This is a genomic window from Corynebacterium sp. LK33, from assembly GCF_014334955.1.
GTDB classification, from domain to species: domain Bacteria; phylum Actinomycetota; class Actinomycetes; order Mycobacteriales; family Mycobacteriaceae; genus Corynebacterium; species Corynebacterium jeikeium_D.
In genome coordinates this window covers 154,719-168,359 of record NZ_PDGU01000026.1, presented here as the reverse complement: position 1 = coordinate 168,359, position 13,641 = coordinate 154,719, and the positions used below count along the sequence as shown (strand labels likewise).

Annotated in this window: 10 protein-coding genes; 3 read left to right on the top strand and 7 right to left on the bottom strand. The window is 57.8% G+C overall.

What is annotated here, in order from left to right; all coding sequences use genetic code 11:
• Window positions 1-39 precede the first annotated feature (39 nt).
• Entirely contained in the window at window positions 40-693 is a 654-nt protein-coding gene (locus tag CRD20_RS09595) for a DUF664 domain-containing protein (RefSeq protein WP_187405312.1), read from the top strand.
• A 28-nt stretch (window positions 694-721) separates the two neighbouring features.
• Here the strand turns inward: CRD20_RS09595 and CRD20_RS09590 are convergent, their stop codons facing one another.
• From CRD20_RS09590 to CRD20_RS09580, 3 genes are all read right to left on the bottom strand, one after another.
• The gene (locus CRD20_RS09590; protein WP_187405370.1) at window positions 722-1,738 is read right to left on the bottom strand and encodes a 3-isopropylmalate dehydrogenase; all 1,017 of its coding nucleotides are present in this window, start codon (window positions 1,736-1,738) and stop codon (window positions 722-724) included.
• 74 nt (window positions 1,739-1,812) lie between these two features.
• Window positions 1,813-3,336, bottom strand: a complete 1,524-nt coding sequence (locus CRD20_RS09585) for an HNH endonuclease signature motif containing protein (RefSeq protein WP_187405311.1) — start codon at window positions 3,334-3,336, stop codon at window positions 1,813-1,815.
• A 201-nt stretch (window positions 3,337-3,537) separates the two neighbouring features.
• Window positions 3,538-5,052 carry an acetyl-CoA hydrolase/transferase family protein gene (locus tag CRD20_RS09580; RefSeq protein ID WP_187405310.1) on the bottom strand — a complete coding sequence of 505 codons (1,515 nt, stop codon included), beginning with the start codon at window positions 5,050-5,052 and terminating at the stop codon, window positions 3,538-3,540.
• A 289-nt stretch (window positions 5,053-5,341) separates the two neighbouring features.
• Here CRD20_RS09580 and CRD20_RS09575 point away from each other — a divergent pair, with 289 nt between their 5' ends.
• Both CRD20_RS09575 and CRD20_RS09570 read left to right on the top strand, forming a co-directional pair.
• Window positions 5,342-6,418 carry a GTP-binding protein gene (locus CRD20_RS09575; protein ID WP_049172106.1) on the top strand — a complete coding sequence of 359 codons (1,077 nt, stop codon included), beginning with the start codon at window positions 5,342-5,344 and terminating at the stop codon, window positions 6,416-6,418.
• A 151-nt stretch (window positions 6,419-6,569) separates the two neighbouring features.
• Complete coding sequence (locus CRD20_RS09570) at window positions 6,570-8,072, top strand: acetyl-CoA hydrolase/transferase family protein (protein ID WP_049172105.1); 1,503 nt, start codon at window positions 6,570-6,572, stop codon at window positions 8,070-8,072.
• 121 nt (window positions 8,073-8,193) lie between these two features.
• On the opposite strand, the gene serA is transcribed toward CRD20_RS09570, so the two are convergent.
• The 4 genes from serA to ilvN form a co-directional block, all read right to left on the bottom strand.
• The gene (gene serA, locus CRD20_RS09565; RefSeq protein ID WP_049194134.1) at window positions 8,194-9,789 is read right to left on the bottom strand and encodes a phosphoglycerate dehydrogenase; all 1,596 of its coding nucleotides are present in this window, start codon (window positions 9,787-9,789) and stop codon (window positions 8,194-8,196) included.
• A 238-nt stretch (window positions 9,790-10,027) separates the two neighbouring features.
• Window positions 10,028-11,752 carry a hypothetical protein gene (locus CRD20_RS09560; RefSeq protein ID WP_049172104.1) on the bottom strand — a complete coding sequence of 575 codons (1,725 nt, stop codon included), beginning with the start codon at window positions 11,750-11,752 and terminating at the stop codon, window positions 10,028-10,030.
• A gap of 281 nt (window positions 11,753-12,033) precedes the next feature.
• Window positions 12,034-13,050, bottom strand: a complete 1,017-nt coding sequence (gene ilvC / locus CRD20_RS09555; RefSeq protein ID WP_187405309.1) for a ketol-acid reductoisomerase — start codon at window positions 13,048-13,050, stop codon at window positions 12,034-12,036.
• Window positions 13,051-13,103: 53 nt separating this feature from the next.
• Window positions 13,104-13,607 (bottom strand): acetolactate synthase small subunit, encoded by a 504-nt coding sequence (ilvN, locus tag CRD20_RS09550; protein ID WP_048735338.1) that lies wholly within the window; start codon window positions 13,605-13,607, stop codon window positions 13,104-13,106.
• Between the last annotated feature and the right edge of the window lie 34 nt (window positions 13,608-13,641).

The window sequence follows — 13,641 nt, the reverse complement described above, 5'->3', positions numbered from 1 at the left end:
TGCTCCCAATAGGACTGATTTGCGGGAATACTCGACCTTATGACCAATTCCACACACAGCGCTTCAATAAATCCCGAATGGCCGCTCGACGCCCACATCCTCGGCAGGATGGACAAGCTCGCGGCACTCGTCGCCACGCTTGACGACGACACCTTCAATGCAACCCTTCCCATCCCAGCCATTAACTCCCTGGCCGTGCTGCTACGACATGTGACTGGATCCGCGAGGTACTGGCTCGAGCGCGTCTGCCTTGGGCGTGATTATGTCCGTGATCGCGATGGGGAGTTTTCTGCTCATTGCAGCGTTTCGGAAGGGCTGGAGATTTACCACCGTGACCGCGCGGCCATTGAATCCGCGCTAGTGGAGTTGCAAGGCGTAGACCGCGCTGCTGCTCCTGCTGTGATTCCTACCGATAAGGACCGTTGGTGGTGCGGCAGCATCGAAGGCGTGATCGTGCATGTCTTCCACGAGGCGGCTCAGCACCTGGGACATGCGGAGATTACGAGGGATGCGCTGGTAGCAGGGCTGGGAGGGGAAGGTTCCGGTGACGGCGCAGGAAGCTCATCCCCATACCCCCTTGACACCATCATCGATGTACTTCGCCAGGTCGGACATGCGTCGGACTTCATCGAGCACACCGCCGACGGTAAGACTCACATCACTACCGTCGATGGCAAAACTGTGATTGCCTAGCCTTCCCCCCCCCCCTATTTTTACTGCGCTACTTCAAAGCAGCAGCAATGCGGTCGCCAACTTCAGTGGTCATGATTGGGCCACTACCGCGAGTAGCCATGTCAGCTTCCACAGCAGCTTCGATGCGCTGGGCGTCTTCCTCACGACCCAGGTGGCGCAGCATCATGGCACCCGACAGAATGGCTGCCGTCGGGTCCGCGATCCCCTTGCCAGCAATGTCAGGCGCGGAGCCGTGAACGGGCTCGAACATGGACGGGTTGGCATTGGAGGCGTCAATGTTGCCGGACGCCGCCAGGCCGATACCGCCCGACACTGCACCAGCCTCATCAGTAATGATGTCGCCGAAGAGGTTGTCGGTGACGATGACGTCGAAACGCGAAGGATTAGTGACGAGGTAGATTGTCGCAGCGTCGATGTGCGAGTAATCGACATCTACCTCTGGGTATTCCTTAGCGACCTCATCGACCGTGCGCTGCCACATACCGCCGCCGTGCACCAGCACATTGGTCTTGTGGACAAGGGTCAACTTCTTACGACGGGTCATAGCCAGCTCGAAGGCATAGCGGACGACGCGCTCAGCACCGAAGCGGGTATTGACGGAGGTCTCGTTGGCAACCTCGTGTGGCGTGCCGACGCGAATCGCACCGCCGTTACCAGTGTAGGCACCTTCGGTTCCCTCGCGGACGACCACGAAATCAATGTCGCCCGGGTTCTTCAGCGGTGACTCGACACCCGGGAAGAGCTTGGAAGGACGCAGGTTGACATGGTGATCCAGCGCGAAGCGCATCTTCAACAGCAGGCCGCGCTCGAGAACGCCCGGAGGTACGTTCGCCGGGTCACCGATGGCACCGAGCAGAATAGCGTCGTGCTCGCGCAGGGAGTCAAGGTCAGCGTCGGTAAGCAGTTCGCCATTGCGCAAGTACCGACGCGAGCCGAGGTCGTACTCGGTAGTGTCGAACTCGCCGATAGCAGCCTTGAGCACCTTCAGCGCCTCTGCCGTAACTTCCGTGCCGATGCCATCACCCGGGATGACGGCGATCTTCAGCTTTCCTACCTCAGTCATTTTTGAGATACCCTTCTCACTATATGGACACAAATGAGTGTAGCAGAACCTAGCGCTCACTCCCCGTCACTGTCTGCGCGATTTTTACCATCTCCATCGTTTTCACAATCCACCCCGCCTACTGCTCTCTCCTTTTCCATATCCCGCCGCACCTTATCCACTAGGCCGCGGAGACTGTCATGCAATTTGCGACGTTTCTCATTGTGCTCAGCCAGCGCAGCGGTCTTCTTTTCAGTCTGCGAGGCAAAGGTGTAACGACCATGCCCGGTGTGCTCTTTTTCCGACTGCGCAAACGGCCCTTCATCACAAGAGAGGAACGTCCAAGCTTCGATCCCATCATCACCTCGAACAACTCGCCACATACCGGCAGTTTTGAGGTTGTGGTGCCTTCGACAGAGACAATGGAGATTATCTGTGTGCGTGACCCCTTCCTTTGGCCGCTCACCACCGGAAAGGCTGTGATCAAATTCCACAATATGGTCGATATCGCACTTTTCTGCGGGGACATCGCATCCAGGAAAACTACACACACCGTCACGGGCACGCACGAATGCACGCTGAGACTCAGAGGGCCGATACCCCTCAACCGCACTATCCCCCAGCACCCGCAATGCCGATACCCGCTTCAGCCAAGACTCGGCCACCAGCGAAGAAAGCCAACCAGCCCCAGCGAGCCACACTGGAGTGTTTTCCGGTTCGCCATCCTCCCCGGGAGAGAACACTCGGAAGAGTTCCAGATTCACCTCCACCTCACAAGTACCGCGTAACGCATGCATGAAAGCTGCCGCGCGACTCACTTTCATCTTCTTAGCCACTGCGTCGATAATTGCAAGGGCTTCCACTGCATGATGCCGCTCGAGGACAGTAGTCAGTGTCGTAACTCCAGCGTCACCATGTTCATCAACTGCGATAAACTCCCTAGCCGTCATACGATCGCCAAAGTAGTCGAGAGCCGCAGCTTGAACCTCCCGTACCTCCTCCGACTCCACGGGATTATCCGCCGACTCTCCATCCACCTCGACCTGGTATGCCGCCGCATCAATTGCAGCATCTACGGTCGCCTCCACATTCCGGGCCAGGACCCTATCAGCCTGCAACCCAGCGACATCCACATCACGTGGCCGCACTTCCGGAGCACACTCACCAATCACTCGCTGCACCCGCGTTGCCATCGCACGCACGCCACGGAGTGCCTCCCCGTCGCGCCTAGGCTTAACGACGTCCACGAGACCCGACTCCACTGCGTCAACCTTGTCATCGGCTACAGGTCGGGTATGTTTACCAAGCATTGCTAAATGCCTCATCGACAAATGCCCGCGCTCCTGACACATTTCCGCTAGTTGCGGCATACGTCCAAGCATGTAGCCAATTTCCATATATTTGTTCACTTCGGCGCGTGAGATTCCAAGCACCACCGACCAATAAGCCAAATGAGCTTCGACATCGCCATCATCTGGTGGTGCGACCCGCTGAGCGATAACCATCTGCAGACGATTAATCTCGCGCATCACTTCAGCGAGCGAATGAGCCCTCACCTCATGGCTGAACCGAAATTCCCCACACGATTCCAACTCTGACATTGCACTGTCCCCTCCCTAACGAGGTCCCCTAACGAACAGTTCTTTATCAATTCGCCCACACCATATCCCCCACCCCGGATTCAAACCGCTGCGCACCCCAAAAATCTCCACATTATTCGAACACTATTTCGAACTAAAGCCGAAAGAAAATCCCGCCCTACGACGCAAACTTCGTCGTAAAGCGGGAACCGCACTAGAAACCTAGCCGACCGGCTTCATGGAACCGTTTTCGAGGAAACGACGGTGGAAGTCATAAGAAGTACCCAGGTCATGCGGAGTATGCAGGTACGGGGTGGCCCTCTCAGCACGCTCAACGTATTCGAGCAGCGCCTCCTTGTACATCGGGTGCGCACACTTCTCAATGACAACACGGGAACGCTGACGCGGCGCCAGCCCACGGAGGTCAGCCAGACCCTGCTCAGTGATGATGACCATCACGTCATGCTCAGTGTGGTCAACGTGAGAGACCATCGGCACGATTGCGGAAATATCGCCATTCTTCGCCAGCGACGGCGACACGAACGTAGAGATATAGGCGTTACGGGTGAAGTCACCGGAACCACCAATGCCGTTCATCATGCGCGAACCAGCTACGTGGGTGGAGTTGACGTTGCCGTAGATGTCAGCCTCAATCATGCCGTTGGTGGTAATCAGCCCCATGCGGCGGACCAGACCCGGGTTATTGGAGATGTCCTGCGGACGCAGAACGATCTTCTCGCGGTAGTCAGCGGCATTCTCGTTCATACGAGCTGCGTACTCCGGGGACAGCGAGAATGCGGTACCGGAAGCCACGGTCAGCTTGCCAGCATCCATCAGGTCGACCATGCCGTCCTGGATAACCTCAGTGAAGGAGGTCAGGTTCTCATACTTGGAGTCGAGCAGGCCTGCGAGCACAGCGTTCGGAATGTTACCGACACCCGACTGCATCGGCAGCAGGTTCTCCGGCAGACGACCGGCCTTGACCTCCCCATCGAGGAAGTCGAGCAGGTAGCCGGCAATGGCCTTAGAGTCATCGTCCAGCGGCTTGAACGGCGAGTTACGGTCCTCGGCGTTCGTCTCGACGACAGCGACAACCTTATCGACATCGATCTGAACATCCGGAGTACCGATGCGATCCCCCGGGTTCACAATCGGAATCTCCTTACGGTTCGGAGGCAGCCCAACACTGTAGATGTCGTGCATACCCTCGAGATCCTCGGACTGCCAGGAGTTGACCTCAATAATGATCTTCTCTGCAGCATTCAAGTAAGAAATGCTGTTACCAACCGAAGAGGAAAGAATCAGGGAGCCATCGGCCTTAATGCGAACAGCTTCGACCACGGCAACATTGACCGGACCAAAGAAGCCCTGCTCAGTCATCGGGCCAGAGTGCGACAGGTGAATATCACTATAGAAGGCATCGCCTGCATTAATACGGTTACGCATTCCCGGGTCGGACTGGTACGGCATACGCCACTCAACACCATTGGCCTTCGCCAGCGCACCATCAAGTTCCGGAGCGGTAGACGCGCCGGTCAAGACCTTAATCTTAAACTCGTCGCCACGCTCGTGAGCGGCCTCCATGCGCTCAGCGAGAGCCGGCGGGACAACCTTCGGGTAGCCAGCACCGGTAAATCCGGCAAAGCCCACCATGTCTCCGTGGTTGATGAACTGCGCCGCCTCCTGCGCGGTCATCACCTTGGATTTGAGACCAGCATGGGCAATACGATCTGACATGAATTCACCTTTCTATATCCCCCAACACGACTATCGGGGGTAGTGCTTCGAACACCAAAGCACACCCCCAACCCTATCAACGAAGCGGTTAGCGACATTCATTCAGATGCCCGAAAGCGCTCCCATTTTAGGCACACCTCACGCGACACTAAAACCGACTACAACACCGTTTTATGGCCTACGTCACAACTGGTCGACAATCAGCCATGCGACACATTTACAACCCCTTGCCTAGCCCAATTCACACAGCAGTTATTGATAATCATTTTCAGTACGTTAATCTTGTCGGGTGACTTCTACCGAATTTTCTGATAGCACCACCGAGACCACTCCCGTCACCGTCCTGTCCGGATTCCTGGGCGCCGGCAAGACCACCCTCCTGAACAACCTCCTGGCAAACTCACAGGGGCGCAAAATCGCGGTCATCGTCAACGACTTCTCGGAAGTCAACGTCGACGCCGCCCTCATCGAGCAGGGCACATATCTCGAGCGCGGCGAGGACCGTTTCATCGAAATGTCCAACGGCTGCATCTGCTGCACGCTGCGAGATGACCTCGTTGAAAACGTCGGCAAGCTCGCGCGCAGCGGCAAGTTCGAGCACATCGTCATCGAATCCACCGGCATCTCCGAGCCCATGCCAGTCGCCGCTACCTTCGAGTGGGAATTCGACGACGGCCGTCGCCTCGCCGACATCGCCCCCATCGACACGATGGTCACGCTCGTCGACGCCTCTACATTCCTCGACAGTCTCCGCCAGGGACGCGCACTGCCTGACGACGAACGCACGGTCGCCGACCTCCTCGTCGACCAGGTGGAATTCGCCGATCTCATCCTCATCACCAAATCCGACCTCGCCGGCGAAAAGCTCACCGGCGGTACCGAGGAAACGATCCGCGCAATGAACCCCCGCGCACGCATCGTCCGCGTGACTAACGGCGAAATCGCCACCTCTGCCATTCTCGACGCATCGCTTTACGACGAAGGTACCGCGGCCACTTTCCACGGATATGCAGAAGAACTTGCGAATCCCCACACGCCGGAGACTGAAGAATACGGCATTTCTTCGGTTGTTTTCCGAGGCAATCGACCCTTCGACCGCGAACGACTAATCAAGGCTCTCCGCGGCACAAAGGGGCTCGTACGATCCAAGGGGCACTGCTGGATTTCCGACCGCCTCGAAGTCGCCCACGTGTGGAGTCAGGCGGGGCCGAACCTGAAAATCACCCCTGCCGTCATGTGGGCGCAGACCGATGTCCCACCATCCAATGAGGTCGTACTCATCGGTGTGAAATTTAACCCAGAGGCCACACTGCAAGCGTTCGAGGATGCCATGCTGACCGACGAAGAAGTGCGGGAATTGCTGTAACAAAGCCCCTGGAAGAGCGCCGATAAACGACCCGCTGAAGCGATCAGAGTGTCATAAATCACTTCTCAACCTGCGGGTGTGGCAACACACTGTTAGCGCATGCTAGGTTAGGCGACAAAACTAAAGTCGAACAGTCTATCTAGGAGATGACATGTCTGATCGCATCGCACATGCCGGTTTGCGCGGCAAGGTAATGACCGCCGACGAGGCTGCACAGTTTATCAATCATGGTGATGCCCTCGGCATCTCTGGCTTCACCGGTGCTGGCTACCCGAAGGCCCTGCCGACTGCGCTGGCAAACCGCGGCAAGGAACTCCACGCCAAGGGTGAAGAGTTCGCTGTCGACATCTACACTGGCGCTTCCACTGCCCCGGACTGTGACGGCGTGATGGCAGAAGCTGACATCATCCGCTACCGCATGCCGTACCAGGGCGATCCGGCACTGCGTAAGTCCATCAACTCGGGCAAGGCGAAGTACCAGGACATCCATCTCTCCCACTCCGCGCTGTACATCGAGCAGGGCTTCCTGCCGATTGACGCCGCAATTGTTGAGGTCACTCGTATTACGGAAGATGGACACCTCGTTCCGTCGTCAAGCGTTGGCAACAACGTCGAGTGGATGGACAACGCTGACAAGATCATCATTGAGGTCAACTCGTGGCAGTCCGAGGAACTCGAGGGCATGCACGACATCTACCGCATTCAGCACCTGCCTAACCGCACGCCGGTGCCGATCAACGCTCCGGGTGACCGCATTGGCACCCCTTACATCGACATCAACCTGGACAAGGTTGTCGCAGTTGTCGAGACCAACGCGCCGGACCGCAACTCCCCGTTCAAGCCGTTGGATGAGACCTCGAAGGCCATTGCCGGCCACTTCCTCGACTTCCTCGAGGGCGAAGTTCGCGCGGGTCGCCTGGCTTACGACCAGTACATCATGCAGTCGGGCGTCGGTAACGTTCCGAACGCCGTGATGGCGGGTCTGTTGGACTCCAAGTTTGAGAACATCAAGGCCTACACCGAGGTTATTCAGGACGGCATGATTGACCTGATTGACGCAGGTAAGATGACCGTCGCTTCGGCTACCTCCTTCTCCCTGTCTCCGGAAGCTGCCGAGCGTATGAACAACGAGGCTGCTCGCTACCGCGAGAACATCATTCTGCGCCCGCAGCAGATTTCTAACCACCCGGAGGTTGTCCGTCGCGTCGGCCTGATCGCCACCAACGGCATGATTGAGGCCGACATCTACGGCAACGTCAACTCCACCCACATCAACGGCTCCCGAATGATGAACGGCATCGGTGGTTCCGGTGACTTCACCCGTAACGCCTTCGTTTCTTCGTTCATCTCGCCGTCGCTGGCGAAGGACGGTGCGATTTCGACTATCGTTCCGTTCGCTTCGCACATTGACCACACCGAGCACGACGCCATGGTCATCATCACCGAGCGTGGATTCGCTGACCTGCGTGGCCTGGCACCACGTGACCGCGTGGCGAAGTTGATTTCCGTTGCACACCCGGAGTACCAGCCACTGCTGGAGGAGTACTACGAGCGCGCGCTGAAGACCGCTCCGGGCATGTCTACCCCGCACGATCTGCGTACTGCTTTCGACTTCCACGTCAACATGATTGAGAAGGGCTCGATGAAGGGCTAGGCAGTAGGGCTACGGCTGCATAGATCAGCTGGGAAACAAAAATCCCCTCCATGCGGAGGGGATTTTTCATGCAGTAGAAGCTGCGCTAGAGACTAGCTCTAAAACGTCTAGGCGCTCAGAACTAGTCCAGCTCAAGCTGCAGAGCGTGGGTAGCGGAGATCTCCTCGGTAATCTTTTCGACGAGCTCCTCCGGAACCTCCTTGGAAACGCGCAGCACCAGGATGGCAGTCTGATCTGCTTCCTGCGGAGACAGAGCAGCAGCCTCGATGTTGATGCCGGACTCACCCAGGGTGGTAGCAACGCAACCCAGAGCGCCCGGAACGTCCTTGTACAGCAGGAAGAGGTTACGGCCCTGAGCACGCATGTCGATGCCGCGGCCATTGATACGGACAATCTTCTCGACGCGGTTCAGGCCAGTGAGAGCACCAACGACGGTAGCGGTGGAGCCATCAGCACCGATGACCTTGACTTCGAGAACGGAGCGGTGGGAGACGGACTCCGGCTCGGTCTCGACAGTGAAGGTCACACCACGCTCTTCTGCGATACGCGGAGCGTTGACGAAAGTGACCGGCTCTTCCACCATGAGGGAGAACAGTCCACGGATTGCTGCCATACCCAGAACGTTAACGTCCTCAGTGTGCAGCTCACCGCGAGCGGTGACCTCAACAGCGGCCGGAGCGCCCTCGAGCAGACCGCCAGCAACCAGCCCCAGCTCACGAGCCAGCTCGAGCCACAGGGCCACCTCTTCACCGACAGCGCCACCGGAAACGTTGACAGCATCCGGGACGAACTCGCCAGCCAGTGCCAGCAGCACGGACTTAGCGACATCGGTACCCGCACGGTCCTGAGCCTCAACGGTGGAGGCACCCAGGTGCGGAGCACAAACAGTTTCCGGCAGACCAAACAGCGGGGAATCCGTGCACGGCTCGGTCGCGTATACGTCGAAGCCAGCACCGCGGATGTTGCCTGCCTTGATCGCGTCGGCAAGCGCCTGCTCGTCGACGAGACCGCCGCGGGCAGCGTTGATGATGATCTGGCCCTTCTTGGCCTTGCCCAGGAGCTCAGCATCGAACATGCCAGCGGTTTCCTTGGTCTTCGGCAGGTGGATGGTCACGAAATCAGCGCGAGCCATCAGGTCTTCCAGCTCAACCAGCTCAACACCGAGCTGAGCAGCACGAGCCGGGTTCGCGTACGGATCGTACGCAATGATGTTGGTCTCGAAAGCAGCGAGACGCTGCGCAAACAGCTGGCCGATGTGACCGAAACCGACGATACCGACGGTCTTGCCGAAGATTTCGACACCCTTAAAGGAAGAGCGCTTCCACTCCCCCTCACGCAGGGACGCGTCCGCAGCCGGCAGCTGGCGAGCGGTGGCCAGCAGCAGTGCGATTGCGTGCTCACATGCAGAGTGAATATTAGAGGTCGGAGCGTTGACAACCATGACGCCGCGCTTGGTAGCGGTATCGATGTCGACGTTATCCAGGCCAACGCCGGCGCGACCGACAATCTTCAGATTCGGAGCAGCCTCGAGGACTTCCTGATCCACGGTGGTAGCGGAGCGGACGAGAAGTGCGTCAGCATCACCAACCGCAGCCAGGAGCTCAGCGCGGTTCGGGCCATCTACCCAACGGACCTCAACAGAATCCCCCAATGCGTCCACAGTGGACTGTGCCAGCTTGTCGGCGATGAGGACAACGGGGCGAGCGTTCTGGCTCACAAGCATCTCCTGGTTTGTCTCGAAAAGTTTATGCAGTATGTGCGGTGTCACTTAAGAAAACTACTAAAGCGTGCACGCGCATTACGTCTCATCATAAACTCTGGGGGTGAGACACGGGGGGACTTACCTAAGCAAAACGGCGCTTACTACCCTTTGTTTAGGGAGTAAGCGCCGTTGCCCCCGACATTCAAGTCGGCAAATATTTGGCGTTATATTTTTATTTCTGCTGGTCTATAACCTACTGGTACGTAACCAACCACGGACGCGGCTCGATGTTCATGGTCTCCTCAGGAGTAAACATCGGCTGATCCTCGTCGATGAAGTTCTTCCACGCCTCGAAAATCTCCGGCTGCAAATCCTGCAGCATAACGTTCCAGGTCTCAAACTTCTCCTGCGCGGTGCCATGGCCGTCGGCATGCAGAACGAATGCGAGCTCCGGGTGCGACAGATCCAGCGTCTCGCGGTCGCGAATCATCTGTAGCTGGAACTGGTGCAGCATCAGCATCTTCTGCGGAAGGTTGTTCTTACGAGTCAGCTCAGCCAGCCAATCAGCAACGCGGTTGACTTCTTCAGCCTTAACGTGACCAACCTGGGTCGCCGGAACCTGCCCCGGTTCCATCTTCCACTCCGGGTCCAGCGCCAGACCGACGTTTGGCATCTTCAGCAGTTCTTCGTAGAACTTGGCCTGGTCCAGGAAGTCTGCACTACCCGGCTGCAGGTCGATGATGACGTAGCCGCCGGCCTTGGTCATGGCCTCGACGTACGGCTTCAGAGTCTCAACCGGAGCTGGCTCGGAGTAGTCACCGCGTGGACCCGGGTCAGCCTGCGCGACCGAAGCGATAATCTCGAAGGCCGGCAGTACCGGGTCATCAGCGAACTTCTCGTACTGCTTGACGTAGTCCTTCGCACGTGCGACGGCATCCTCCGGATCATCCTCGCCCATCACGCCCAATGGAGCGACACCTGGGTGACCATACGTTGCAATCAGATGACGACCGGGGAACAGCAGTGTGCCTCCACCTGGCAGCTCCTTAACCTTGTCATCTTTGGCAAGCTCGATGGACTGATCAAACTTGTCCTTATCGCCGAAAACCTTACCCAGAGCAATCAGGGACTCGCCGTCGCGAGCAGCGGAAATCGACTCAGAGGTAGCACGCGCGTCGCCCACCGGCAACCAACTGACCTTCAGGCCAGCGGCACGGGCCGTAGCAATGGAGGCCAAACCGGTACCCGGTGCGGCCAGTGCCAATGTGTCCTTGACCTCCTTCGGAGATCCCTTCGGCAGGGTGACGCTCTCCTGTCCCTTGTCGTCCTGCCCATCGCTGGCGCGATCCTGAGCCTCTTGGTTGGCTGCCCCATCCTTCGTTGCATCGCCCTCGACGACAGTTGGCTTCTCCGGATCCATCTCAACGACAGCGCGAGTCGGCTTCGACTCCGTCTCCTTGAGAACCTTAAACTCGGTACCGACGAGCTCCTTAAGGCCATCGGTCGTACCCGGATCCGCAATGATCTGACGGCCCTCTTCGCCAGTCAGGTCAACTGCCCCCACAGTAAGGACTGTCTTTGCGCCCAGGCGGTCAATCTCTTTTTCCACATCGGCGATATCGGCGCCAGTATCACGGCCACGAGCATCCTTCTTCGGGCTCTTGGCAGTAGTGTCATCTTCCGCATCTTCGGCAGAACCAGCCACTAGCATCGGCAGACCAGCAGCAACCGCGATGCCTGCCGCCCTACGCTGCTCAGCAGAGCCAGCCGAGGAAACGACAACCGCTTCCGAACTGTCGATCAGACTTTCCGACGCTGCGATGTCGTCGCTAAGCACCGTCGATTCAGCGTCCACCTTCTTCGTGGAAACAGCGCTGTCGGAATTTCCACACGCGACCAAGGCGCTTGACCCCAACGCCAGGCTGACCGTCAGGGCAACGGTTGCCGTCACGCGCCGCGTCATTGCGGATACTCGCACATTTACCTCCGTGAAATGATTTGATTTCAACGATTAGACTATCGAACGTCTTTGTTGAGGGAGACCTTTCAACCCAGATTAGAACCCCGGATAGGACTGGGGCTACACCCGTTTGGCAGTAGTTGCTTTTAGCTCAGACGTTTATTCCACACGTCTACCCCACACGGTTCAGTGAAAGAAAACTAGTAAGAGAGATACGAAAAGGGCCTCATCACGGCGGTGAAGCTCAGTGATGAAGCCCTACTTCGCGAACAAGCGAGGGATTCGCTTAAGCAACAAACTTAGGCAGTCTCAGCGCGAGCGTCGACCTTAACCCAGCTCATCAGGTCGCGCAGCTTGGAGCCGACCTCTTCAATCTGGTGGTTGTTGTAAGAAGCGCGCAGGTCCTCGAGCTCCTTGTTGCCGCCCTCGACGTTGGCAATCAGGCGCTTGGTGAAGGTGCCGTCCTGAATGTCAGACAAAATCTCGCGCATGTGCTGCTTGGTATCAGCGGTAATAACGCGCGGGCCAGACAGGTAGGCACCGAACTCAGCGGTGTCGGAGACCGAGTAGTTCATGTTGGCAATACCGCCCTCGAACATCAGGTCAACAATCAGCTTCAGCTCGTGCAGGCACTCGAAGTATGCCATCTCCGGCTCGTAGCCAGCTTCAACCAGAACCTCGAAACCGACCTTGACCAGTTCCTCGGTGCCACCACAGAGAACAGCCTGCTCACCGAAGAGGTCGGTCACAGTCTCTGCCTCGAAGGTGGTCGGGATAACGCCAGCGCGGGCGCCACCGATAGCTGCAGCGTAGGACAGAGCCAGGTCGCGGCCCTCGCCCTTCGGGTCCTGGTCAACGGCAATCAGGCACGGAACGCCCTTGCCATCGACGAACTGACGACGAACCAGGTGACCCGGGCCCTTCGGAGCAACCATACCGACGGTGATGTTGTCAGCCGGCTTGATGAGGTCGAAGTGGATGTTCAGACCGTGGCCGAAGAACAGCGCGTCGCCGTCCTTCAGGTTCGGCTCGATGTCCTCGCTGTAAACCTTTGCCTGGGTGGTGTCCGGAACCAGCACCATAATGACGTCTGCCCATGCAGCGGCATCTGCGTTGGACTTAACCTCGAAGCCAGCTTCCTGAGCCTTCACAGCGGACTTGGAGCCTTCACGCAGACCGATAACAACCTCGACACCGGACTCGCGCAGGTTCTGAGCGTGAGCGTGGCCCTGGGAACCGTAGCCCAGGATGGCAACCTTACGTCCCTGGATGATGGACAGATCAGCATCGTCGTCGTACAGCAGTTCAATAGCCATTAAAGTTAGCCTCTTTTCGAATCGGATTCGTTAAAAATCTTAGCGTTTAGTTGTTAGCGGGCCTGGAGCATCGGCTTCGGCCCACGTGCCATTGCGACGGTACCGGACTGAATGAGCTCACGGATACCAAACGGCTCGAGGACCTCCAGCAGGGCTACAAGCTTCGAGCGCTCACCCGTCGCCTCAATGATGACAGACTCTTGAGAAACGTCCACCACACGGGCACGGAAGAGATTGGCGGCATCGACTACCTGCGGACGATTGGTGTTGTCGCAGGAAACCTTCACCATCAGCAGTCCGCGCGACACCATGGTCTCTGGGGGCTGGCGGACCACTTTCAGCACGGGCACCAGCTTGTTCAGCTGCTTAGTGATCTGTTCGATCGGCAGCGTCTCCGTCTCAACCACGACGGTGATGCGGTTGACTCCCTCGGTCTCAGTCTCACCCGAGGTAATCGACTGGATGCTGAAACCTCGACGGGTGAACATGCCCGCAATGCGGACCAGAATACCCGGCTCATCGAGGGTCAACACGGATAGAGTGTGCAGTTCAGCCATTTTGGGGCTCACTTCCTGTTGCTTCGGATCCCGA